Annotated in this window: 20 protein-coding genes, 1 pseudogene and 1 CRISPR repeat array; of the genes and pseudogenes, 4 read left to right on the forward strand and 17 right to left on the reverse strand. The window is 68.7% G+C overall.

Annotated features, from left to right (window positions below; genetic code table 11):
* Positions 1 to 6: 6 nt before the first annotated feature.
* Entirely contained in the window at positions 7 to 2,223 is a 2,217-nt protein-coding gene (locus HNP73_RS20885; protein ID WP_184154790.1) for a NosR/NirI family protein, read from the reverse strand.
* A 232-nt stretch (positions 2,224 to 2,455) separates the two neighbouring features.
* Between HNP73_RS20885 and HNP73_RS20890 the strand changes: the two genes are divergently transcribed.
* Positions 2,456 to 2,899 (forward strand): pseudoazurin, encoded by a 444-nt coding sequence (locus HNP73_RS20890; protein ID WP_184154793.1) that lies wholly within the window; start codon positions 2,456 to 2,458, stop codon positions 2,897 to 2,899.
* A gap of 51 nt (positions 2,900 to 2,950) precedes the next feature.
* A complete protein-coding gene (locus HNP73_RS20895) occupies positions 2,951 to 4,177 on the forward strand; it encodes an NnrS family protein (protein ID WP_184154796.1) in 1,227 nt (408 codons plus the stop codon).
* A 20-nt stretch (positions 4,178 to 4,197) separates the two neighbouring features.
* On the opposite strand, the gene HNP73_RS20900 is transcribed toward HNP73_RS20895, so the two are convergent.
* The 4 genes and pseudogenes from HNP73_RS20900 to HNP73_RS20910 all read right to left on the reverse strand — a co-directional run.
* Positions 4,198 to 5,577, reverse strand: a complete 1,380-nt coding sequence (locus HNP73_RS20900; RefSeq protein ID WP_184154799.1) for an NAD(P)/FAD-dependent oxidoreductase — start codon at positions 5,575 to 5,577, stop codon at positions 4,198 to 4,200.
* A 67-nt stretch (positions 5,578 to 5,644) separates the two neighbouring features.
* A complete protein-coding gene (locus HNP73_RS20905) occupies positions 5,645 to 7,447 on the reverse strand; it encodes a hydantoinase B/oxoprolinase family protein (RefSeq protein WP_221288943.1) in 1,803 nt (600 codons plus the stop codon).
* Between the two features lie 13 nt (positions 7,448 to 7,460).
* Positions 7,461 to 8,051, reverse strand: coding sequence for a hydantoinase/oxoprolinase family protein (locus HNP73_RS23510; RefSeq protein WP_246400013.1), 591 nt, complete (start codon positions 8,049 to 8,051; stop codon positions 7,461 to 7,463).
* A 43-nt stretch (positions 8,052 to 8,094) separates the two neighbouring features.
* A pseudogene (locus tag HNP73_RS20910) lies at positions 8,095 to 9,480 on the reverse strand (hydantoinase/oxoprolinase family protein); the annotation flags it as partial.
* A gap of 278 nt (positions 9,481 to 9,758) precedes the next feature.
* On the opposite strand from HNP73_RS20910, the gene HNP73_RS20915 reads away from it, so the two are divergent.
* Positions 9,759 to 10,412 (forward strand): helix-turn-helix domain-containing protein, encoded by a 654-nt coding sequence (locus tag HNP73_RS20915; RefSeq protein WP_184154804.1) that lies wholly within the window; start codon positions 9,759 to 9,761, stop codon positions 10,410 to 10,412.
* 7 nt (positions 10,413 to 10,419) lie between these two features.
* Here HNP73_RS20915 and HNP73_RS20920 read toward each other — a convergent pair whose 3' ends face one another.
* Entirely contained in the window at positions 10,420 to 11,280 is an 861-nt protein-coding gene (locus HNP73_RS20920) for a DMT family transporter (protein WP_184154806.1), read from the reverse strand.
* Between the two features lie 158 nt (positions 11,281 to 11,438).
* On the opposite strand from HNP73_RS20920, the gene HNP73_RS20925 reads away from it, so the two are divergent.
* On the forward strand, positions 11,439 to 12,797 hold the full coding sequence (locus HNP73_RS20925) for an aminotransferase-like domain-containing protein (protein WP_184154808.1): 1,359 nt from the start codon (positions 11,439 to 11,441) through the stop codon (positions 12,795 to 12,797).
* Between the two features lie 234 nt (positions 12,798 to 13,031).
* On the opposite strand, the gene HNP73_RS20930 is transcribed toward HNP73_RS20925, so the two are convergent.
* From HNP73_RS20930 to casA, 11 genes are all read right to left on the reverse strand, one after another.
* The gene (locus HNP73_RS20930) at positions 13,032 to 13,769 is read right to left on the reverse strand and encodes an ABC transporter permease (RefSeq protein ID WP_184154810.1); all 738 of its coding nucleotides are present in this window, start codon (positions 13,767 to 13,769) and stop codon (positions 13,032 to 13,034) included.
* The gene (locus HNP73_RS20935) at positions 13,766 to 14,806 is read right to left on the reverse strand and encodes an ATP-binding cassette domain-containing protein (protein ID WP_184154812.1); all 1,041 of its coding nucleotides are present in this window, start codon (positions 14,804 to 14,806) and stop codon (positions 13,766 to 13,768) included. The genes HNP73_RS20930 and HNP73_RS20935 overlap by 4 nt, the downstream gene beginning before the upstream one ends.
* Positions 14,803 to 15,999, reverse strand: a complete 1,197-nt coding sequence (locus tag HNP73_RS24000; RefSeq protein ID WP_343063401.1) for an ABC transporter permease — start codon at positions 15,997 to 15,999, stop codon at positions 14,803 to 14,805. Before HNP73_RS24000 ends, HNP73_RS20935 begins: the two co-directional genes overlap by 4 nt.
* A 45-nt stretch (positions 16,000 to 16,044) precedes the next feature.
* The gene (gene osmF, locus HNP73_RS20945; RefSeq protein ID WP_221288965.1) at positions 16,045 to 16,941 is read right to left on the reverse strand and encodes a glycine betaine ABC transporter substrate-binding protein OsmF; all 897 of its coding nucleotides are present in this window, start codon (positions 16,939 to 16,941) and stop codon (positions 16,045 to 16,047) included.
* A gap of 1,006 nt (positions 16,942 to 17,947) precedes the next feature.
* Positions 17,948 to 18,281: direct repeats of the CRISPR family, unit length 29 nt; unit sequence CGGTTCATCCCCGCGGGCGCGGGGAACAG.
* Positions 18,282 to 18,361: 80 nt separating this feature from the next.
* Entirely contained in the window at positions 18,362 to 18,649 is a 288-nt protein-coding gene (cas2e, locus tag HNP73_RS20950; RefSeq protein ID WP_184154815.1) for a type I-E CRISPR-associated endoribonuclease Cas2e, read from the reverse strand.
* 15 nt (positions 18,650 to 18,664) lie between these two features.
* Complete coding sequence (gene cas1e, locus HNP73_RS20955; RefSeq protein ID WP_184154818.1) at positions 18,665 to 19,603, reverse strand: type I-E CRISPR-associated endonuclease Cas1e; 939 nt, start codon at positions 19,601 to 19,603, stop codon at positions 18,665 to 18,667.
* Complete coding sequence (gene cas6e / locus HNP73_RS20960; RefSeq protein ID WP_184154821.1) at positions 19,600 to 20,271, reverse strand: type I-E CRISPR-associated protein Cas6/Cse3/CasE; 672 nt, start codon at positions 20,269 to 20,271, stop codon at positions 19,600 to 19,602. The genes cas1e and cas6e overlap by 4 nt, the downstream gene beginning before the upstream one ends.
* A complete protein-coding gene (cas5e, locus tag HNP73_RS20965; RefSeq protein ID WP_184154824.1) occupies positions 20,268 to 20,957 on the reverse strand; it encodes a type I-E CRISPR-associated protein Cas5/CasD in 690 nt (229 codons plus the stop codon). The genes cas6e and cas5e overlap by 4 nt, the downstream gene beginning before the upstream one ends.
* The gene (cas7e, locus tag HNP73_RS20970) at positions 20,957 to 22,027 is read right to left on the reverse strand and encodes a type I-E CRISPR-associated protein Cas7/Cse4/CasC (RefSeq protein WP_184154826.1); all 1,071 of its coding nucleotides are present in this window, start codon (positions 22,025 to 22,027) and stop codon (positions 20,957 to 20,959) included. The genes cas5e and cas7e overlap by 1 nt, the downstream gene beginning before the upstream one ends.
* Positions 22,024 to 22,551: a type I-E CRISPR-associated protein Cse2/CasB gene (casB, locus tag HNP73_RS20975; protein ID WP_184154829.1), complete on the reverse strand. Its 528-nt coding sequence runs from the start codon at positions 22,549 to 22,551 to the stop codon at positions 22,024 to 22,026. Before casB ends, cas7e begins: the two co-directional genes overlap by 4 nt.
* Positions 22,548 to 24,032 (reverse strand): type I-E CRISPR-associated protein Cse1/CasA, encoded by a 1,485-nt coding sequence (gene casA / locus HNP73_RS20980; RefSeq protein ID WP_184154832.1) that lies wholly within the window; start codon positions 24,030 to 24,032, stop codon positions 22,548 to 22,550. Before casA ends, casB begins: the two co-directional genes overlap by 4 nt.
* Positions 24,033 to 24,084: the final 52 nt, after the last annotated feature.

A 24,084-nucleotide genomic window follows, 5' to 3' on the forward strand; every position in this document is an offset into this window, starting at 1 on the left:
CTCCTCTCAGGAATGGGCGTGAGCGGGTTTGCGGCGAGGGTCGCGGGGGAGGACCGGCGGGGCGGAGGGCGCATTGCTGGCGGCGATCTTGTCGCGCCGCGCCTTCACGACCATCATGTGCGGGCAGCGGGTTTCGCTGTGGTAGAGTTCCTGACAGTGCATGCAGTAAATGCACTCGTTGACGTTGATCTGACCTTCCGGGTGGATCGCCTGCACCGGGCACTCGTTGGCGCAGCGGTGGCAGGGCGAGCCGCATTCCGGCCAGCGCTTCAGCCACTCGAACATCCGGAGCCGGCCGGGGATCGCGAGCGCCGCGCCGAGCGGGCAGACGTAGCGGCAGAAGAAGCGCTCGATGAAGAGCCCGGGCAGCAGCCACAGCAGCGCGATGCCGATGAAGACCAGCTCGCGGTCGAACCGGAGCACGATCGCGGTCTTGAAGGGCTCCACCTCGGACAGCCTCTCGGCGTGCGCGAGCGAGTAGAACGAAAGCCCGAAGAGGCCGAGGAAGATCATGTACTTGATCGGCCAGAGCCGCTCATGCAGCGACCAAGGCACCTGGATCTGCGGGATGCGCAGCTTCTTCGCGGCGAGGCTCGCGAACTCCTGCAGCGCGCCGAAGGGGCAGAGCCAGCCGCAGAAGGGACCGCGTCCCCAGAAGAGCAGGCCCGCGGCAACCGCCGCCCACAGGATGAAGACGAGCGGCGCGGTGAGGAAGAACTCCCACGAGAACCCGGTCACAAGCGCGTTGAAGAAGGTCAGGATGTTGACGACGGAAAGCTGGGTGTGCGCGTACCAGCCGAGCCAGACGAGGGTGAAGGCGAGATAGGTGTAGCGTACGCCCTTCAGGAGCCTTGGCCGGCGCGCGAGCGTGTTCTGGAAGAAGAAGATGCCTGTCAGCGCAAGGAGCGCGGCGACGACGACGCCGATCTGGACGCGGTTCATCTCCCAGATCGAGACCCAGAGCGGCGGACCTTCCTCCTCCTCCGCGAGACCGGCGGGCGCGGGGGCGGGCCCGGCGGCGACGGCGGCGGGCGCGGGCGGCGGCGGTGCCGGCAGCAGGTACCTCTCGGGCAGCGTGTAGCCGAGATCGAAGGGGATCGTCGCCTTGTCGCGGCCGTCGGCCGCGCGCTGCACCAGAAGCTGGATATCGAACGGCTCGGTCACGTCGAAGGCGAAGTCCTCGGGCACGACGAAGAGCCCGATTTCCTTCAGCCGGGGGGCACCCGCGGCGGCGATCGCGTTCAGGCGCGAGTGGTTGCGGTCGCGGAAGCGGATCCCCTGCCCGTCCTGAAGCAGTTCGATCCGGTCGAAGATCCCGCCCCGGACGTAGGCCGAGCCCTTGAAGGAATAGGCGCCGTCACCGGCAACGAGGATCGCGGCCTGCCCCGGCCGGAGCTTCGACGCCAGACGGTCGTAGGCGGCATCGCCGAGCAGGCTGCGCCCGATGGCGGGCACCGACACCGGCGCGACGTAGAGCTCTATGAAGCGATCGTCGGGGTTCGCCGTCTCCGGATGGGCCGCGGCGACCGGCTGCCCGGCCTCGGTGAACGCCTGGCTCACCTCGCCGACCGTCAGTTGCAGGCTGCGGACCGACCCGTCCCCGACGAGGCTCGCCCAGTCGCGCACCTCGGTCTTCGCCGGATCGAGCTCGCGCCTGACTTCGAGCGGTGCCGCGGCGGTGGCCGCGTCGCCACTCAGTCGGCCGCTGCGGATGAGCTTGACCGCCGAGCGCACCACGCTGTCGCCCATCACCAGAACGGTGACCGTGGCGCCGGAGACGATGTCGACCTGCGGCGGCTTTGCCTGACCTGCCGCGACGCTGCCGAGATCGGTTCCGATCAGGTCGTTGAGCGCCGCCATCACCTCTGGCTCGGGGATGCCGATGAGAACGATCGGCTCGTGATGTTCCACGAGCTTCAGCCCGCGCACCGTACCGGCGGGATCGATGCCGACGAGGATGCGGATCGGCTTGCCGGAATAGCCGACCGAGGTGGTGTAATCGGTGTTGAGATAGACCCAGCCGAGCCGCTCGCCACCGGCATCGAGCACCGGCACCAGCGGCGGGGTTCCCTCGGCCGGGCCGAAGCTGGCGGCTCCGGGGAAGAGATCCGCGGGCGAGGCGTCGGCGAGGAACTCGCCGAGGGTCTTCGCCTGCGCCAGGCTGCCCAGTGCGAGGCAGAGAGCGAACGTCAGCAGCGCCGCCAGCCGCTTGAGGGCCTCCATCTTCCGCACCTCCTCCTCCTCGCATGTCGGATTTCACATTTCTGTGCTCTCACTCCGTGATATTCTTTGCGGTATCGCAAACTTTCCGGGAAAGTCGGCGGCTCCCCCACAAAGGGCGGCGAGTTTGCGCCCGAGCAACGTCCACATCCCGGCGGGCGCCTACATCGGCCTCGCGGACAGTGGTCCGCACCAAGAGCGGGGTCCCGGACGGCTCCGCACGAAGGAGACCGACATGAGACTCTATGGAATGATCACGGCGGCCGCTGCGCTCGCCACGGCCCTTGCCGGTGCGGTTTCGGCCGCCGACATCGAGGTCAAGATGCTGAACAAGGGCGTCGACGGCGTGATGGTGTTCGAGCCCGGCTTCGTCGAGGCCCAGCCCGGCGACGTCATCCACTTCATTCCCACCGACAAGGGCCACGACGTCGAGAGCGTGAAGGGAATGCTTCCCGACGGTGTCGAGCCCTTCAAGGCGAAGATGAATGAAGCCTACGACCTCACCGTCACCGAGGAAGGCGTTTACGGCGTGAAGTGCACGCCGCATGTTCCCATGGGCATGGTCGCGCTAATTGTCGTCGGTGATCCGTCCTCGAACCTCGAGGCGGCCAAGGCCGTGAAGAACCCGAAGAAGGCGCAGGAGCGCTTCGACGCGGCCTTCGCCAAGATCGGGCAGTAGGCGCCACGAACGGGGCGGGCGAGAGGTTCCGCCCCCTGAAGGAGACCCGAGATGTCCAGCACCACGCCTGCGGCGCCCCTGCAAGCGCCCGGTGACACGCCCCGCCGTCATGGCATTCCGCGCGGCCTGCGCCGCACCGGCCCGGCGCTGCTCTCCTATGGATTCCGGCCGTTCTTCCTTGGGGCAGGCGTCTTCGCCGTGGTCGCGATGGTCCTCTGGATCACCGCCCTCACGAGCGGCCTGCCGCTCGGCGGCGACTACGGGATGGTCGCCTGGCACGGACACGAGATGCTCTTCGGCTTCGCCTCGGCGGTGGTCGCGGGGTTCCTGATGACCGCGATCCCCAACTGGACCGGCCAGATGCCGCTGTCGGGTCCGCCGCTCGCGGCCCTCGCCCTCCTCTGGCTCGCAGGCCGGCTCGCCATGCTCGGCGCCCCGTGGATCGGGGTGACGGCCGCGGTGGCGATTGATGCGCTGTTCCTGCCGGTGCTCGTCGCCGTCTGCGCCCGCGAGCTGATCGCCGGGCGGAAATACAAGGACATGAAGGTCCTCGTCGTGATCTCGGTGATCGCCCTCGCGAACCTCGGCTATCATGCGGAGGTCATCCTGACCGGCTCCGGCCAGATCGCCGAACGCGCCGCCCTCGCGGGTTACGTGACCCTCGTCATGGTGATCGGCGGGCGCATCATCCCGAGCTTCACCCGCAACTGGCTGGCGATGCGGCGGGCAAAGCGCCTGCCAGTGGCGTTCAACCGTCAGGACGGGATCGCCATCGGCGCCGTCATCGTGGCGCTGCTCGTCTGGGTCGTGGCACCCGCCGGCATTCCCGCGGCCGTTGCCAGTGTCGCCGGTGCCGGGGTCGTCCTCTGGCGGCTCCTGCGCTGGCGCGGGGTCACCACGTGGCCCGAGCCGCTGCTTCTCGTCCTTCACATCGCGTTCGGGTTCTTCGTCCTCGGCTTTCTCAGCCTCGCGGCCGGCGCCGTCGGCTGGCTGCCGCCCGCCGGCGCGATGCATCCGATGCTGGTCGGCGGCATCGCCGGAATGATGCTCGCGGTGATGACACGGGCGACACGCGGCCACACCCGGCACGAACTCACCGCCTCGCGCATCACGGTCGCGTCCTACGCCTGCCTCTTCGCCGCGGCGCTGGCCCGGCCGGCGGCCGATGTTTTCGCCGCGTCGTGGCTCCTCGACCTCGCGGGCGGGCTCTGGATCGCGGCGTTCGGTCTGTTCCTGATCGAGTACGGACCGATGCTGCTGCGAGACCGCAAGTCCTGAGCTTCAGCCCGGTCGGGCGCTCACTTGTCTTCCAGCCCGGCCGGCGCCAGCCGCGCGAGATTGCGGTCGATCACCGAGGGCCGGCGGCCGGCGATCTCTGCCATGTCCGCCCGCCCCACGGCGCTGAGGACGAGGTTGCCGCCGAGAAAGCGCAGCGGCTCCGGCGGAAAGCGGCGCGCCCGACGGTCGACGAGGCCGTTCTCCGTCCAGCGCTCCCGCCGCCCGAGGGAGAGGCCCGCGAGGATGCGCCCGCCGATCTTGCTCGGATTGACGCCGTTGCCGCTCCAGCCGACGCCGTACGAGATGTGCTCCGCTCCGGCGAGGCGGCCGATGAGCGGCAGGCTGTCATAGGTGCGGTCGATCGGACCGGACCAGCTCCGGTCGATCGGCACGTCGGCGAGCGTGGGATAGACCCGGCGGAAATCGGCTTCAGCCGCGGCAATGAGCGCCGCGTCACGGAACACCGCGTCCCCCGGCTCACCGGTAAAGCCAAGCCGACCGCCGCCCTTGCCGAAGACGATCCGCCCGCTCCGGGTGGTACGGTAGTAATCGACGGTGGTCTGAGAGTCGGTGATGCTCTCGCCGCCCGTCCAGCCGATTTCCGCAAGCCGTTCGGGGATCGGCGGGGTCGCGACCACCGCGCTGGTGACGCAGATGAAGCGCGAGGCAAGCTCGGGCACGGTCGCCGCCCATGCATTCGTGGCGATGACCGCGCGCTCCGCCGTCACGGCGCCGCGCGGCGCCGTGAGCCGGACGGGACAGCCGCGAGAAGCGAGCGCAGCCGGCGTGTTCTCGAAGATCCGCACCCCGATCCCGCGCGCGATCCGGGCGAGCCCGAGCCCCAGCTTCGCCGGATGGATGGTGCCATTCATCGGCTCGAAGACACCCGAGAGATGCGCCGCGGAGCCGGTGCGCCGCGCCACCTCGTCGGGGTCGAGGCGCTCGAAGACATCGCCGCACCCAAGCCGCTCGGCGGTGCGCACGACACTCTCCCAGGCGCCCACATGGCCCTTCGTCGTCGCGGTCCAGAGCCAGCCGGCCCGGACGAACTCGGCATCGATGTGATGCGCGTCGAGAAACGGCCCGAGATCGCCCACCGCCTCGCTGGTCTGATCGGCGAGCCACACCGCATCCTCGGCACCGCAGATCTTCAGCAGGCTCGCGATCTTCGGCCACCAGGACATGACGAAGCCGCCGTTGAGACCGGAGGCGCCGTGTCCGCAACGGCCCTTCTCGAGGACCACCACGTCGCACGAAGGATCGAGCAGCCGCAGGTGGATCGCCGTCCAGAGCCCGACGAAGCCGCCGCCGACGATGGCCACGTCGGCCCGGACATCGCCCGTCAGCTCGGGCTGCGCCTCGCCCTGCCCTTCGATCTCGGCAAGCCAGAGAGAGGTCATCGGTCGTCTCCGGATTCAGGCAATTGGAGGGGCCCCGCCGCCGGGCCTTTCGGCGGCGGGAAAAGGGTCAGGCGCGGAGCCGAGCGGTCTCGGCCTCGTCGATCGTCAGTGTGCCCGGGTCGATCGCGACGCCGTAGTCACTGCGCGCCCGCTCGAGCGAGACATAGCCGTCGAGCACGTCCTCGAGGACCCGCTCCTTCGGCCGCTCGTGCGGGTTACCCCAGCCTCCGCCGCCGGTGCTCTCGAACATGAAGACCTCGTCGGGACCGAAATGATGCCCCGAGAGCAGCGGACTGCGCCACGTGCCATCGGGAGCAATCCCGCCGATCACCGTCGCCGAGCCGTCCGGGGCGATGTGGCTCGAACGCTGTACCACGCTCCGCCCGCCGCCGTTGACGCCGGGGCTGCCTTCCCGGGTGCGCGAGGTCTCCATGTTCATCTCGCCCTCGTGCAGGAAGCGAACCTTGAAGACCGCTCCGAGCCCGCCGCGGAACCTGCCGGCACCGGCGGAGTCGGGCCGAAGCTCGAAGCTCTCGTATTCGATCGGGAAAAGCAGTTCGGCGGTCTCGGCCATCATGTTCATGCAGTTGCCGAGCGGATCCATCGTCACCGACATGCCGTCATTGAAGGGCGTGCCGCCCCAGCCGCCGGCGGGCAGATCGGAGAAGACGTCTGCCCGCCCCTGCGCGTCGGTCGTCGAGGAAACGAACCAGTTGCATTCCGAGCACGTGGAGCCCGTCACCCGGTCGGGGATCGCCTGCGCCAGCGCCTGCCAGATCGCCGACGTGATCTTCGACGACGCGACAGTGGTGCAACCGATCACCGGCGCCGGCCAGGACGGGTTCAGCCAGCTGTCCTTGGGGATATTGAGAGTGATCGGCCGGAACATCCCGGCGTTCGACGGCGCATGCGGCGCGAGGAAGAACTGCAGCGAATAGTAGGCCGCCGACGCCGTGTTGGCATAGGGCGAGTTGATGGAGCCCTTGCAGGTCGGATCCGACCCGGTGAAGTCCACCTCGATCTCCGAGCCCCTGACCCGGAGCGTCACCTTCACCTTCACGGGCTTCGGCGAGAAGCCATCGGTATCGGCGAAATCCTCGGCGGTGTAGGTGCCGTCCGGAATGTCCTCGATGCTCTTGCGGATGATGCGCTCGGTATAGCCGATCAGCTCGCGCATGCAGGACTGGACGGTCTCCCGGCCATAGCGGTCGGCCGCGCGCTGCAGCTCCTGCTCGGCGGCCTTGAGCGCGCCGAGGTGGGCCTGCAGGTCGCCCTCCACGAAATGCGGCGTGCGGGTGTTGTTGAGGATGATCGCGAGGAAGTCGCGATTGATCTTGTAGCCCTCGTAAAGCTTGATCGGCGGCAGCCGCAGCCCTTCGGCCGCCACATGGGTGCTGAACGACATGCCCCCCGCAGCACCGCCGCCGAGATCCATCCAGTGGCCTCGGCTGACGGCGAAGCCGATAAGTTCGCCCTCGTGATACACCGGCATCGTGAAGGTGATGTCGTTGGTGTGCGTGCCGCCCTGATACGGGTCGTTCAACGCGATGATGTCGCCCGGCTTCAGCGTCTCGACGGGGAAGCGCTTCACCGCCGCCTGCGCGCTGAACTGCATGGCGGCGAGGTGGACCGGACAGTTCGCCGCCTGCGCCAGCAGTTGCAGGTTGGCGTCGTAGACCGCGTTCGAGAAGTCGAGCACGTCCGCGAGGATCGGCGAGAACGACGTGCGCTGCATGATCGTCGTCATGCGGTTGCAGGCGTACTCGAAGGTGTTGCGCAGGACCTCGAAGGTCACCGGATCGACGTCACCGAAGTTGCCACGGGTCTCCGGGGCCCTCACGCGCGCCTTGGTCTCCGACATCTGGTTCATGGTGTGCGATCCTTCACTGGGCCACGGAGACGACGAGATTGCCGCGGCGATCCATGCTGGCGTGGCAGGCCGGCGGGACGACCGCGATCGAGTCGAGATATTCGATGACCGCCGGCCCCTCGATCTCCGCGCCCGGAGCGAGGCGCGACCCGTCGTAGAGGCCGGAGTCGTACCACTTGCCGTCGAAGTAGACGTCGCGCGACCTGCGCGGCGCGCTCTCCATCGCCTCGCCGAAGTCGTATTCCGGCGGCGACTGCAACGTCCCCGTGGCGGTGACGCCGAGTGCCACGAGCGCGATCTGGAACTGCTCGTCACTGACGCCGTACTCGCGCTGATGCGCCGCGTGGAACGCGTTCGCGATCTCGGGGATCTGCTCCGCCCGCAGGTCGCCGGAGGGGATGTCGGTCTCCACCTCGTAGGTCTGGCCGATGTAGCGCATCTGCGCGGTGCGGGTCGTCGTCATGTTGGCGACGTCGATCCCGTCGAGCCGGAGCCGCGCCCGCGCGCCCTCCTCGAGTTCGGCATAGAGCCGGTTCACCGTTTCCGTGTCGACCGACTCGAGCGGCGCAAAGTGGAAGCTTTCGATATCGTGGCGGATGTTCATCGCCGTGGCACCAAAGGCCGACGCCACCCCCGCCTGTCGCGATCACCACCTTGGGGATGTTCATCGCCTGCGCCACGAAGGTCGCGTGCATCGGTCCCGCACCGCCGAAGCTCGCCAGCACGAAGTCGCGCGGATCACGGGCGCGCGCCACGACCACACCCTTCACCGCCTGCGCCATGGTCTCGCAGGAAATCTTGATCATGCCTTCCGCGGTCTCGAGCCGCGACAGGCCGATCTCCTCCGCCAGCCGGTCGATGGCCGCCTCCGCCGCCGCGCGGTCGAGAGTGAACTTGTCGTTCAGCGACGGATTGAGCCGGCCGAGCACGAGGTTTGCGTCGGTGATGGTCGGCTCCGTGCCGCCTCGGCCATAGCACGCGGGCCCGGGCTCCGAGCCCGCGCTCTGCGGCCCGACGCGCAGCGAGCCGCCCTCGTCCACCCAGCCAACCGAGCCGCCACCGGCGCCGACGCTGTGGATGTCGAGCATCGGCACGCTGACCGGCACCTCCCACTGCAGTTCGTAGTCGCGGGTGATGAGCCCCTCGCCCTTCTCCACCAGCGACACGTCGAAGCTGGTGCCGCCGACGTCGGTGTGGATGATGTTCTCGAACCCGGTCGAGCGCGTGAGATAGCTTGCATAGGCCACGCCGCCGGCCGGTCCCGACTCGATCAGCTCTTCGGGACGAAGCTTGGCGTTGTCTGCGCCCATCACCCCGCCGTTGCTCTTCAGGATCAGGAGCGTGCCCTTGAAACCGCGCTCGCTGAGCGCGTCCGAGAGGCGGTCGAAGTACTCGGTCATGATCGGCATCAGGCAGGCCCGGATCGCCGTCGTCGTGAAGCGGCCGTGCTCGCGGAAGACCGGCCGCGTCTCGGCCGAGATGACGATGTGCGCGTCGGGCGCGTGCTCCCGGAGGATCTCGCGCATCCGCTGCTCATGGGCCGGATTGGCGTAGGAGTTGATGAAGCCGATGCCCACGGCCCGGATGCCGCGCGCGGCAATCTCGCGGGCGATCTCCGCGGCGCGGGTCTCGTCGAGCGGCCGGCGCACCTCACCGCCCGCGGACATCCGCTCGCCGATCGAGAAGCGGTTCCGCCGCCGGATCAGCGGCGCGGGCTTGGTCTGATAGGGATCGTAGAGCGACTTGCGATGCTGGCGTCCGATCTCGATCGTATCGCGAAAGCCGTCGGTGGTGACGAACGCCGCGTCGGGATAGTTGCGCTCGATGAGCGCGTTGGTGGCGGTCGTCGTACCGTGCATCAGGTAGGAGATATCGCCGAAGTCGATCCCGGCGGTCTCGATCGAGCTCAACACCCCCCGCGACCGGTCGTCCTTCGTCGTGAGCACCTTCGCCGTCCGATAACTCCCGTCCGCCTCGCTCCAGGCGAACAGGTCAGTGAACGTGCCTCCGACGTCGATCCCTACGCGCCACATGCCAACCTCCCGTGTGATCTTTTTGATAAAGTGAATTATCTAGCCAACAAATTCACTGTCAATCAGAATGATAGTGCATTTCTGCACTTCGGTGTGACAAGGCTAACCATCTGGAATTAATGGTATTTTCGAGGATGAGTCCATCCCGATCGCACCAGAGGATCGTCATCCGAGCGGAAAATGATCGATTCGCGCGCACCATTTTCACACCGGTGAAGATTGCCCCGCTGAATCCCGGATGGTAGCAATCGGGCGCGCCTGCGGAGGAGCAAGGACGAATGGAGCGCGAGCTTCCCAAGATTCTGCGGCCCTCGACCCTTCGGGGGCCGGTGGAGGCCACGAGCGAACAGGTGCGCATCGCCGATGTTCTCGAAGTCGACGCAGGTGTCGGCGAGGAAATCCGCAACCTCCGACGCGCCCGCGAGACGACGCTCTCAACGCTGAGCGAGCTCACCGGCCTGTCGCAGGGCTACCTGAGCCAGATCGAGCGTGGTCTCTCCCGGCCATCGGTCAAGGCGCTGCACGCCATCAGCCGGGCGCTCGGCGTCACGATCAGCTGGTTCTTCCGCGCGACCGAGGACGGCGAGGAGCACCTGAAGGACTACGTGGTGCGCGCGGACAAGCGCCGCAGCCTGCAGTTCGAGAGCGGCATCACTGATGAGCTGCTCTCGCCCAACCTCTCCCGGCAGATCGAACTCCTGCGCTGCACCTTCCGGCCGCACTCCGAGAGCGGCACCGAGAGCTACACCCACCGCGGCGAGGAAGCGGGCATCGTCGTCTCCGGCACGCTGCATCTCTGGCTCGGCAGTGACGAGATCATCCTCAACGAAGGCGACAGCTTCGCCTTCCCGAGCGACGTGCCGCACAAGTACGCGAACCCCACCGATCAGGTCTCGGTCGTCATCTGGGCGATCACGCCCCCGTCCTACTGACCCCGCGTCACGCGAAGCGCTTGGCTCCGGCGACGCAGGCCACGACGATCACCGTGGACGCGATCATGGTCCACGCGATCGGCTCGCCCAGCAGGATTGCCGCCAGCACGAACCCGAAGAAGGGTTGCAGGAGTTGCAGCTGCCCTACCCCGGCGATCCCGCCAAGCGCGAGGCCGCGATACCAGAAGATGAACCCCACCAGCATCGAGAAGACCGACACGTAGGCGAGACCGATCCAGGCGGGCACCCCGATGTCCGCCCATCTCGCGGGCAGGGCAAGCAGGGCGATGCCCGCCATGATCGGCAGGGACAGCAACAACGCCCACGAGATGACCTGCCAACCGCCAAGACGCCGGGACAAGGTGGCCCCTTCGGCATAGCCAAGCCCGCAGACGAGGATCGCCGCGACCATGAGCAGATCGCCGACCAGCGTTCCGCCACCGCTGCCATGGAGGGCAAAACCCGCCACTGCGGCCGCGCCGATGACGGAGAAGACCCAGAACGGCGCGTGGGGACGCTCGCCACCGCGCACAACGCCGAAGATGGCCGTCGCCAGCGGCAGCAGCCCGATGAAGACAATCGAGTGCGCGGCGGTGATGTGCCGGAGCGCCAGCGCCGTGAGCAACGGGAACCCGACCACCACGCCGATGGCGACGAGCGTCAGGGGCAGGATATCGCGCCGTTCCGGCTTCGGCTGACGCAGTGCGAACAGGAATGCGGCGCCCAGCAAGGCGGCAATCACCGCGCGGGCAGATGTGAGAAACAGCGGCGAGAAGTCCGCAACGGCAACGCGCGTGGCCGGCAGCGACCCGCTGAAGATGATGACGCCAAGTAGGCCGCTGCCCAGACCCGTAGCCGTTCGTTCCATGTGCCCTCGCCTTCCCATGCGATCAGATAGCGATCCGGGGCTGGGCTGGACAGAAACAGCGGGATACAATGTCAACGAACTGTATTGGTATTGATGCCCATACAATTCGGGAGACCGGCCCCTTGGACAGCCAGGCGACGACACGCACGGAAGCCTTGATGGAGGCCGTCCGAAACAGGATCGCCAACCGCGTGCTCGGCCCCGGGGACCGGCTGCCATCGGTTCGCGGTTTCGCGGCAACCATGGGCGTCTCGCCGTCCACCGTGGTCGAGGCCTACGACCGACTGGAGGCCGAAGGCATCGTCCGGGCGCGTCGAGGCTCGGGGTTCTATGTCACCGGCGCCGATCTGCCCCCCATGGCTCTCGCGGAGATGGGGCCGCCGCGCGAGCGCAACGTCGACCCCTTCTGGGTGTCCCGACAATCCCTCGACGCCGATGCCTCGGTCCTGAAGCCCGGTTGCGGGTGGCTGCCGGCCGACTGGATGCCGAACGCAGCGCTTCGGCGAGGATTGCGGGCGCTCGGCCGTGCCGACGACACGGTGCTGTCGGACTATGCCGGGACGCGCGGTTCGCCGGCCTTGCGGCGCCTTCTGCTTGGCCGGTTTGCCGACGAAGGCCTCCCGGCAACGGCGGACCAGATCCTGCTGACCGCGTCGGGGACGCAGGCCATCGACCTCATATGCCGTCTGCTGCTGCGGCCCGGCGACACAGTCCTTGTCGATGATCCCTGCTACTTCAACTTTCAGGCCCTGTTGCGCGCGCATCAGGTCAGGATCGTCGGCATCCCCTTCACACCGTCCGGGCCGGACGCCTCGGCCTTCGAGCAGGCTCTCGTGGTCGAGAAGCCGCGCCTCTACATCACCAACTCCGCGCTGCACAATCCGACCGGCGCGAGCCTTTCTCCTCAGGTGGCCCATCGCGTGCTGAGCGCGGCGACAACACACGGCCTGACCATCGTGGAGGACGACATCTTCGCCGATTTCGAGCCCGCGTCGTCGCCGCGCCTGGCGATCCTGGACGGTCTCAACCGCGTCATTCGAGTTGGCAGCTTCTCCAAGACCCTCTCGGCGGCCGTGCGCTGCGGCTATATCGCGGCCCGGCCCGACTGGATCGAAGGGCTGGTCGATCTTCAGGTCGCGACCAGCTTCGGCGGCCCGAGCCCGGTTGCAACTGAACTGATCGCAAGCGTCCTCGCCGGGGGCGGCTATCGCAAGCACATGGACGAGGTCCGTCACCGGCTGGCCCGCGCGAGGAAAGACGCAATCGACCGGCTGCGCCCGCTTGGGATCACCCCCTGGATCATCCCGCGCGGCGGCTTCTACCTCTGGTGCCGCCTGCCCGACGGCCAGGATTCCACCGTGCTCGCGCAGCGCTGCATGGACGAGAATGTGGTCCTCGCGCCGGGAAACGTCTTCAGCATCTCGCAGTCCGCAGCGTCTTTCCTCCGCTTCAACGCCGCGCAACTGAACGACCCGCGCGTGTTCTCGGTCGTGCGGGAAGCAATGGCGAGAACCTGAAACACCCCGAGGAGGCCTCCAGTCAGCCTGTATCCACCGTCCACTGTCACCGATGGCAGTACGACGACGCTGGTCGCTGCGCTCGCATGCCCGCCTGCGCAAGGAAGCGATTCCCGACTGACCTTTCCCCGCGTTCAGGGCCGCGCCAAACTGGAATCTCCCGGTTTGTGCACTGCTCCCGAACCTTGGGCCGCGCGGAGCCGGAATGTCCGGGTCTCTTGCGGGCGGCGCGCTTCACGGCCCCGGGTGCGCCGTGCTCCCCGGCGGACGCGCCCGATCGGCGAGCACGCCGAAGGCTTCATGCAGGAGCAGCGCAAGCGCCGCGGTCAGGAGCCCACCCTGAAGAACGAAGGCGAGGTTCATCACGTTGATCCCGGCGATAATGACTTCGCCCAGCGTGCGCGCCGCGACCGTCGACCCGATCGCCGCCGTCGAGAGCGAGATCACCGCCGAGAGGCGCAGCCCCTCGAGGATCAGCGGCGCCGCCAGCGGCAGCTCCACCCGGAACAGCCGCTGGCGCGGGGTGAGCCCCATCCCGTCAGCGGCGGTCCGCACCGATACCGGCACCGACCCGAAGCCTGCGAGCGCCGACTCGAAGATCGGCAGCAGCCCGTAGAGGAACAGCGCCATGAGCGCCGGCAACGCGCCGAAGCCGAAAATCGGCACGCAGATCGCCAGCACGGCGACCGGCGGCAGGGTCTGGCCGAACGTCACCACCGCCCGGGCCAGCGGCAGCACTCTCCCCTGCCCCGGCCGCGTCACCCAGATCGCGAGGCCAACCCCGAGCAGCGCCGAGGGCAAGAGAGCAGCCGCAACCAGCAGCAAGTGCGCGGCAGCGAGCCCCGCGAGCGACGCCCGGTCATAGAGGATCGGCCCACCCGGCGGTGCGAACGGCCGGAGCAGCGGCTCGAAGGCACCGGGCATCGCCAGGAACGCGCCCGTCACCGCCGCGAGCCCGAGGCTCGCCTTCATCGCCCCGTGCCCCGGTTCCGCCGCCCGTCACAGCCGCTGCCAACGCCGTCCGGGCGACCGCTGCGACCGGTCTGCGGGCCGCCGGCCCGGCCCGCGGCGAGCACGTCTTCGATCGCGACGACCCCGGGCGGCTCCCCGGCTTGACCGGCCACCGGCAGCATCCGCGCGCCGGTCCAGATCATCCGCGACAACGCATCGGCGCAGCTCGCGCCCGCCGCGAGCGGCTCGCCCAGCTCCGCGCCGCCCGTCGGGACGTGGGCCCGGTTCGGCCGGACCAGCGGCGCGAGCGGCAGCAGCGCCAGATGCCGGAAGCCGCGTTCGTCCTCGCCGATCAACGCCCGCACCTGCGGTGCCGCCGGGCTGAGCACGATCTCCGCAGGCGTCCCCACCTGCAAAAGCCGCCCCGCCTCCATCACCGCGATCTGATCGCCGAGCGACAGCGCCTCGCCCATGTCATGCGTGACGAGCAGCACCGTGGCGCCGAGCCGGCGCTGGATCGCGGCAAGCTCGGCCCGCGCCTCCTGCCGGATCACCGGATCGAGCGCCCCGAATGGCTCGTCCATCAGCATCATCCGCGGCCGCGCCGCCAGCGCGCGCGCCACCCCCACCCGCTGCGCCTGCCCACCGGAGAGCTCGTGCGGATAGCGCGGCCCGATCCGCTCCGGGTCGAGCCGCATCAGCTCGAGGAGCTCGCTCACCCGCGCGTCGATCTCGTCCTGCGGCCAGCCAAGCAGCCGCGGCACCGCACCAACGTTGCGCGCCACGCTCCAGTGCGGGAACAGCCCGTTGTCCTGGATCACGTAGCCGATGCTCCGGCGCAGTTCCGTAAGCGGCAGCGCCCGGGTGTCCGTGCCGTCGACGCGCACCGTTCCGGACTCCGGCTCCACGAGGCGGTTCACCAGCTTCAGGAGCGTCGACTTGCCCGAGCCCGAGGTGCCGACCACCGCGGTGATCGTCCCGGTCTCAAGCGTGAGCGACACGTCGTCGACCACCACCTCGTCGCCATAGCTCTTCCTGAGAGTGTCGAGCTCGATCACGCCGCAACCTCCGGCGCGGACCCCGACCGGGCCCGCCCCGCCGCGGCGCTCCCCGGCACGGCGGCGATGAGCGCGTCCATGACGAGAGCCGCCATGAGTGCCAGCGCCACCGGCGGCAGCGCACCCAGCAGCACCAGATCGGTGGCCGTCTGACCAATGCCCTGGAACACGAACACCCCGAAGCCGCCCGCTCCGATCAGCGCCCCGACGGTCGCGAGCCCGATGTTCTGCACCAGCGCGATCCGCGCCCCCGTGAGCAGCACCGGCAGCGCGAGCGGCAGCTCTACGTCGCGCAGTCGCTGGCGGCGGTCGAGACCCATGGCGGAGGCGGCCTCGAGAACCGCGGCGGGCACGCCAGCGATCCCGGCCGCGGTATGGCCGACCACCGGCAGGAGCGCGTAGAGGAAGAGCCCCACCAGCGCCGGTGCCGTGCCGATGCCCCGCACCCCGAGCGTCGCCGCCAATGCCACATGGGTCGCGAGCCAGCCGAGCGGCAGGAGCAGCAGGCCGAACATCGCGATCGAGGGGACCGTCTGGATGGCGGTCAGCGCCGCGAGCACCGGTCGGCCCACCCGACGACTTCGCGCCGCGACGAGCCCCAGCGGCACCCCAACCACGAGCGCCGCCGCGAACGAGCCACCGGCGAGCACCAGATGCTGCGCCGCCTCACTCCAGAAGCTCGCCGCACGATTGCGGTACTCGACGAGGAGAGACAAGGACGCCAGCATCGGCGAGCCGAGCAGACTTACGAGCCCGGCCAGGATCCCCGCACCCAGCCCGAGCCGACCGAGCGGCCCGAGCGTGAGCGCCGCCGCCGCTTCGGTCAGGAACAGCGACAGTGTCCCGAGCAACAGCCAGGCGCCCGGGCCCGGCGCGATCCGTGCATAGGGTCCCGCCTCGGGCACGAGCGCCGCCGCCAGCTGGCCGAGCCCCACGAGCAGCCCCGCCACCGTGACGAGTGCCACCGCGAGCCGCACCCGCGCGTCTCGCGCCAGCACGAGCGTGGCCAGCGCCGCGAGCCCCACCGACGCGGCCGCGGCAAGCTCCCCCGGCCCAAGGACCGCCGCCAGCCAGCGCAACTCCGGCGGCGCAATGCGCGACGCACGCACTGACACGACCGGCAACGCCATAGCCGCCGCAACGCCAACGACGGCGAGCCCGAGGCGCAGAAGATCGACTCCTCCCTGCCTCACGCCAGATACCTCACACCTGCGGCTTCCCGAACCGCATCGGCGGCCTCAATTCAGGAATCCCGCCTCGGTGAGCCATGTGGTTGCCACGTCGTTCGCCGGCACCCCCTCGACCTGAACCTTGCCGTTCAGCGTCTGGAGTGTCTCGAGAGTGAGCTTCGCAAACACCGGCGCGAGCAGGTCGGCGATCTCGGGGTTCGCATCGAGCACCGCCTTGCGCACGATCGGCGCCGGCTCATAGACCGGCTGCACGTGCTTGTCGTCCTCGAGCACCGTCAGCCCGGTCGAGGCGATGCCGCCATCCGTGCCATAGACCATGGCCGCGTTCGCGCCGCTGGTGCCCGCCGCGGCGGCCTGAATCGTCGCCGAGGTGTCGCCCCCGGACAGCACGATGAGTTGATCGGGAGTCAACGTGAAGCCGTATGCCGTCTGAAACGCAGGCAGCGCCGGGGCCGAGTTCACGAACTCCGCCGACGCGGCAAGTTTCACCGCGCCACCCCCTGTGATGAATTTTCCGAAGTCCGACAGGCTCACGATGCCGTTGGGCTCAGCCACGTCCGTGCGCAAGGCAATCCCCCAAGTGTTGTTCGCGGGAGCCGGCGCCAGCCAGACGATGTCGTTCGCCGCAAGATCGAGGGCCTTCGCCTCCGCATAGCCCCTGGCCGCATCCTGCCAGATCGGCTCTTCTGCCCGCTCGAAGAAGTACGCCGCGTTGCCGGTGTATTCGGGGTAGATGTCGATCTCCCCGGCCAGCAGCGCCTGCCGGACGATGGGCGTGGCACCGAGCTGCAGGCGATCCTCTACCGGGATCCCGGCATGGTCCAGCACCTTGAGGATGATGTTGCCCAGCACACCCCCTTCGGTGTCGATCTTCGACGAGACCACGACTGCCCCTGCCGCCGATGGCACGACGGCGGCGGCCAGTGTCGCGAACGCGGCCACCATCATGGCCGGGACCAGGGTGGAAGCGCGAGTGGCAAGCTGTCGAAGCATCGGCGATCTCCTCTTTGCGAAGCCAATTGGGTATCACGAAGAGGCGGCCGCGTCGGCACCCGCGTTTCCCCCACCCCAAACGGGGGAAATGGCTCGCGCGGCCCCGAGTTCCACCCCAGCCCCCGAATAACCATTCCATGACGTCCGGCATGGGAAAAGGAAGACGGCCTCGAATTCAACCGAAGGGCGGCCGGTGATGCCCTTTGAACCCGCCAATCTCGGACCTCTCGCCGTCACGGTGCACGGACTCCAGGATGACGGCGGTCGCCCGCAGATTAAGACTGTGGGAACGGGGAAGCTGACCTTGAGGACATTCTCACGAGCAAGCGCCCGACCTCTCACCGACAGCCCGCACGTCAGCATTATGGCGCAGGGTGACGCTGAGGCCGAGCCATTTCAAGACGGCTTGGCCGATCCTGCATCCGGCCATGGCCGATCTCTCTATCGTTGCAGGGTTTTCAGATCATACGACGCCGTTCATGGCCACCGCTGCGCGGGCTGAGGTTTCTGCGTGTGCTGCCTGAGGCGGATTCGAGCTTCAACTTACGGAGACGGGCTCCGGCGACGTGCTGCGGGGCGCGATGGGCCGTCCGTTGGCTTACAAACGCAAGACGCCGCGGCCTTTCGGCACGCGGCGTTTGGTATTCTCGTTGCGGTGGCAGGATACCAACGCCGGTTACTCGTCGAAGCATGGGTCTGGACTGGCGCAGAGGCCTTGTCGGCTGGCGAGAGCTTTCGCACGGGTCACTGGCTTGCCCGTTTTGGAAGTGGTTCGAGCCTCGCCATCTCCGAGTTGTAGGCCGAGATCATCGCATACCGCGGTACAGGCGGAGTCCACGCCTTTTAAGCGCGGTCACGGGCACCTCGCGGTGATCCGCGCCGCCGGCGCCCTCGTCGGCCGCCACCTTGTTCCACCAGGACGGACGACGCGTTCGACCGTAACCTTGCGCACAGGCCATCGTACCTACCCGCGGGCGCGGGGAACAGCAGTCCGCGACGGCGACTCGCTGGTAGTCGCACGGTTCATCCCCGCGGGCGCGGGGAACAGCGCGTCGCGTTCGACCTTCTGCCGGCGGAACTCGGTTCATCCCCGCGGGCGCGGGGAACAGAGTGCAGCGCAGAAAGTCGCGAAGTATTTTCGCGGTTCATCCCCGCGGGCGCGGGGAACAGTCGTCCCACGCTTCGCCGCGATCCCGAAAATACGGTTCATCCCCGCGGGCGCGGGGAACAGGAAGTTGGCGTCCTCCACCAGATCGTCAGCCACGGTTCATCCCCGCGGGCGCGGGGAACAGACTGCCTGGAAGGCATTGCGCTATTGGGATTTTCGCGAAGTCAAAGAACTTACCGATTCTGAGGTCTCTCGGCCTCCAGGTCAATCCTGCCGCCGGGGTCGAAATGCGACGAGTTTCAATCCGTCGAAATCCACCGGCTCTCGACGGTTCTGACCGGTCGTGCGGAAGTCGAAACCCTGGTCGGTTGATGCGGTCCAGGCGATGACGGCGTCTCCGGTATCAATGCCGCCAACCACCTGATCCCAGATCCGCTCTCTCGTTCGCGCGGAATAGTCCCCCACGAAGACGCCCGCCCGGATCTCCAGAAGCCAGGCCGCAAGGCGGCCGCGCAGGCGCGGTGGGGCATTGGTCACGACGATGACCATCATGGCGAAGCTGTCCGATCAACCACGATGGCCCTCGTCGCCTGCGGCAGGGCTGTCGTCGAAGGCAGGACCGAGCGCTTCCGGCGGCGGCTCGGGACGCGGCAGGGAACCGGCCTCCAACACCTCCTCGATACGCGGAATGATCTTCGCCAGAAGTCCGGTGCGGCGGAATGCGTCCCTGCAGGCAAGCCGCACTGCACGGTCAGGGTGCATATCGAGCTTGCCTTTCGAAGCCAGCCCGGCGACCCGAAACGCCTCGGGGACGACCGTGTCAAGCTTCCAGAGGTCGGCGATGTCATAGACGAAGGAGAGCGGCTTGCCGGTATGCAGGAAGCCGATCGCCGGTGCGTAGCCCGCCGCGAGGACGGCAGCTTCGGTCAATCCGTGCAGGCAGGCAGTGGCGGCTGAGAGGCATCGGTTCGGAATATCCCCGGCTTCCCAGTCCCTGGGGTCGTAACTGCGTCGGGCCCATCGTACCCCATGGGCCCGGGCAAGCAGCTCGTAGGATTTGCGCACCCGTGCGCCCTCTATTCCGCGAAGCTGGTCGATGGAGCGGCGCTGGGGCGCGTCCTCTCCAAAGCGCATGGCATACATACGCCGCACCACCCGCAACCGCGCCTCAGGATCGAGGGCGATGGCGGCCTGCCAGAGCAGCCGGTCCGAGCGAGCCCCGCCTGGCTGACCGGCGGAGTAGAGCCGAACGCCGGCCTCGCCCACCCAGGTGACCAGCGTTCCGGTCCGAGCGGCCAGCGACACCGCGGCATGCGAGATGCGCGCGCCGGGCTCGAGCATGATCCCGGCGAGGCCGCCGACTGGAATTTGGGTGCGCGTTCCGTCGGCGTTGACCGCGACGAAGGCCCCATCCTGCACATCAAGCTGGGCGCGCTCAACAAAGACGAGCGAGGCGCGATCCTTGAGCGGGACCGGCTTCGGCGGCGGCAGGCCGGGCAGGGTCATCCTGCCCGTCGGATCAGCATCAGCCCGCAGCCGAAAGCCTTGGCTCTGCCGAAACCCTGGGCGAGTCGGGCGAGAAAGGCGGCGGGGTCCGTCACTTCCAGCGTGCCGGTCATGTCGAGGATGCCGAACTGCGGCTGGCCCATCCGCTTCCCCCGATAGCCAGGAAGCGCCGCGACCGAATAGTCGCCGACTTCGACCCCGATCAGGCGAAAGCCGGTGGTCTCGCCCTGTCGGGTCAGCCAGGCGGCGCCCTCCCGCTGGGCCAAGGCCGCGCGTTCGGGGGCCCTGGTGCCTTTCGGCACGGCGTGGAGCGCGTCCATCACCACATCGACCCGGCCGACATCCTTTCGGTCACGGGTGGCGTTCGCCCGCAGCGCGAAGGCGAGGCGGTCGCCCGTCCCGAGCCGGGGGGCAAAGTCCTTCACCTCCGCCGCCTCGAACAGGTCGCTGGGCGCGGGCGGACGGGCGGAGAGCGTCAGGAACTCACCCCCCCTTTCCTCGCGCCAGAGAAAATCCCGCCTCCGGTCCGGGCTGTCGGCGAAGGCGGCCCAGAGCAGACGGTGATGGGCATCGAGACGCAGACCAGGCTCGGCGGGGTTCAGGATCGCGTCCAGCGCCTTCGCGGAGGCCGTTCGGGACAGACGCAGACGAGAGAGATACAGCGTCATGCTGAGCGGCCCTTCGGCTGGATCGCAACCTTGCGGACGGCGACACGGCGCGCGGCAAAATGCCACCTCATCCGGTCGAGCGGCTGGTCCTGCCGCTGCTCCACATGCGTGTCGCCGGGCTCGGCGTCGGTCATCAGCCAGCTGGCCGTCTCCCCTTGCCGCCACGGCGGCAAGACGAGGGCATCCAGCGCCTCCTCCGGCCCGGCTGCGGTGACGATCTTTGCGCCCGGCGGTGCGGACAGGGGACAGGACTTGCGGCCGAGGTAGAGCGTGAAATGCGGAGTTGCCAGTGCGTCGCGCAAGGGCGCGAGGTCGCCACCCCAGACCGCCACCCCATAGAGCGCATCCGTGCGGTAGTCGCGGAGCGTGATCGTTGTGCTGGAGCGCAGCCGCGCGGCGGCCAGCGCCTGTGGTCGGGAATTCGGCCTCCGGATCGCCGCGGAGGGCACGGTCTCTACCGTGTGATAGTCGCGCAGGAGCGTCCCGTCGTCGAAGACCGCAACCCCTACGCGCAGCAGGTCGAGGGCGGAGAAGTCCCCGCCGCGTTCCAGCCCCAGGGCCGCGCCCAGCAGCCCGAGAATCTCCGAGCGACCAGGCCAGGTCAGCGAGCCGCGCCGCTCGTGCCCCGCCAGTTCGCCCATGGCGGCGAGGTTCGCCGCGAGGGTGAAGACCAGATAGGGCTGCATCAGGCGGTCGGGGCCGAGGCGGCAGCGAAGGCGGCAATCTCATCCAGCGAGCCGAGACCGCGCACCACGTCCAGCACCGCTTCGTCGTCCCAGGCGGGACCATAGGCGCGGTCCATCATCGCGGCCATCTCCTCCAGCGCCGCTACCGAGCGGGTGGCCCAGGGCTGGTCGGTCACTGGCGCGAAGAACGCCCCGGTCAGATCGCGCGGGGCCTGCCGCCCGCGTTCCGCCCGGATATAGGCGGCGCGGGGATGATGGGCGTGGCTGTTCTGCTTGCCGGTCGGCGTGGCGATGGCGAGCGCGCGGGCGAGCGCCTCCAGGCCCTTCGCCGCCAGCTCCGCATCGCCGCCGAGGTTCTTCACCAACAGATCCACGTTCACGCAGACATACTGGTAATAGACCCCCGAGCCGAAGGCGTGCTCGCCCAGATGGCCCGCGCCGGTGTCCTCGGCCTTGTTCAGGTCGTCCACGGCGGAATACCAATCCTCTTCGGCCTGGGCGCGATGGGTGGTGATGGCATGGCCGACCTGCACCGCAGCCTCGCGGTTGAAATCCGCGTCATCGGCCAGCATCCGGCCGAACATGGCGATGTCCACCGCGCCGTCGGCCTTGCGCAGGACGAGGCTTTTCAGATCCTTGTCCTTCGGCAGGTCCTCGCCGGCCAGGATCCGCGCGGCGAGATCCTCGGCCAGCCGCCATTCGTCGGGCGAGATGAAGGCGAGGGTTGTCGCCACGACCTTCTCGGGCGCCTTCTTGTCCGGAGCCTCCAGCTTGCCGAAGATGCCGGCCACCTTCTCGGCGGCGCCCCGGGCCGCAGCCACATCGGCGCCGCTCGCCACGAGCCTATCCGTCAACTCACCACAAAGCCGCTTGGTGCGGACGCCCTGATGGCCCGCCAGATCCAGCGCGAAGAAGGCGCTCTCGCGAAGCGCCCGCTTCACCGATTGCGAAGACAGCCGCAGCCGCGGCGCGCCGCCCACCATGGCCTGCTTGGGCCGCCCCTGGTCGTCGCGGTTCGGATTCGAAGGGCCATAGACCGTCAGCAGATGGAATTGCAGGAAGGTGGTCATTCGGTCGTCTCCTTGGACGGGGTGCCGCCTGACGGGCTCCCGATCGACAGGCTCAGGGGCGCGGCGCCCCCGAAATACTGAAAGGACCAGCGCAGCCGGGTCTTTTCGGACCAGTACAGCAGATCCTCCCCCAGCGCGGCGACGTTGCAGCTCCGCTCCGCCAGCCCGATCGCCCGGCGCAGGGCGTCGGGCAACTCTTCGACACTCGCCCGCATCAGCCGCTGGAACCGAAGGGGAGAGAGCGCCGGATCGGGCCCGCCCAGGCGTTGCATCAGGGTCTGCGGTGAGTGGGTTCGGACCTCGGCCAGCAGGGTGACGATCCGGGTGAGGCGCAGGCCGTCGCGCAGGTTGAGGGCACCGGCGAGGTCATGGACCTCCCGCTCCGCCAGCGCCTCGACCGGGCTCGCCCGGCGCAGCCGCGCCGCCAGAGCCCTGGCGCGTCCGCTCTGGCGATCGGCCAGGGCATGGCTCCACCAGCCGAGGATGATCCGGGCCGGGGTCTTGTCGTCCTCCGCCGCGCTCATGCGGCCCTCCCTTTCCGTGCCGGCTTTTCCAGCATCAGCTTGCCGAACATCGCGTCGCCGTATTTGCCCTGACCCGCGAAGGCCCCGAGCAGGAGGCGCCGGGCGGTGACGATGCGCGCGATCACGTCGGTCTCCCGCTGGTCGAGCCCCGGCAGGGCCAGCGCGTCGAACTGCGCCAGCGCCTGGCCGCGCAGGTCCGAGAGCCAGCGCGTCGCAATCTCGGCCGCCGCGGCGCCGGCCTTGAGTTCGTCGAAACGGTCTCGGAAGGCACGTTCCGTGGCGGCATGGAACGCTTCCCGCTCCGCCTCGCGGGTCGCGCCCCCGGCGAGCAGCGGCTCGAGCGCCGTGCGCAGGGCCAGCGCCGCCTGGTCCGCCGCCTCGACCAGCCCGGACAGGATCAGTGCTCCGTCCTCCGGCAGATCCACGAAGGGCTGCACCGACAGGGTGAAGTCCAGCGGCTTCATGTTGTCCATCGCCCAACCGGCGACGATAACCCGCGCCGCCAGCTGCTCGCCCTCCCGCACGCGAGCGTCGAATTCGTCGAGCGCCGCCGCTCGTTCGCGCAGCTCACCGTTCCCAGCCTTGGCGACAACGCCGAGCCAGTTGCGATAGCCGAAGAGCCCGGCGCGCGGATGGACCGGCAGAGGCGCCTCGCCGGGCTTCATCCGGTAATAGGGCGTCAGCGGGTGCCGCCACAGGCCGTAGTTCGTGCCCCAGGGTCGCTGGATCACGCCCGCCACCCGCCCTTCGGCGAAGACCAGCCGCAATCGGCGGGGCATTCCGAAGAAGGCTTCAATCGCGATCCCTTCGCCCGAGGGCTGATGGACCTGCTGCCCGTTGTCCGAGACTCGCGTCCGGTGCATCCAGGGCAATTCGTCCGCGCTCGGGGGCGCACCGCAAGGAACATTTGCCCAGACCAGCTCCCAGAGCGGGCAATCCGGTCGCGGCTCCACCAGGGTTACGAGCGGTCCGCCACCGCGCATGGAGGTGCGGTTGCCCGCGCCCCCCGAAGGCGCGTGCGCCTGCAGCGTATAGAGCGCCATGGCCGCCAGCGCGGGATCGAGCGTCGGATATCGGTCGCGCCGGACCATCAGGTCGGCGTTCTTCTTCGCCGTGCTCTCGCCGGCCGAGTCGATGAAGAGCATGTCCGGCGACGCTGGCGCGCCCGGCAGCGCCTCCAGATCCTGCAGGAACCGCGGCCCCTCGCCGTCGAGTTCGAAGGCGGGTGCGAGGGGTGCGAGCCGTGCCCTCAGCCGCTCCGGATCGGGCACGCGCCGGGCCAGCCAGTCCTCGCGACCGGCCGGTGGGTCGGCGAGGGCGACGAGGCCGATCAGGAGCTCGAGGCAGGCGATGTCGAGATCGGGACGGGGCCAGGCCGGAAAGCGCACGTCCGGCTCCGCGATCTGGTCAGGCCGGATGGTTCGGGCGCCGGAGGCGGTGGCGACGGGGATCCAGGGGTCCCGGATAAGGTTCAGTGGCATTTCGCAGCGACTCGACCTCAATCGCATAGGTTTGATGTGAGCCTAGCGATGC

The sequence above is a fragment of the Amaricoccus macauensis genome (assembly GCF_014201905.1).
GTDB lineage: Bacteria > Pseudomonadota > Alphaproteobacteria > Rhodobacterales > Rhodobacteraceae > Amaricoccus > Amaricoccus macauensis.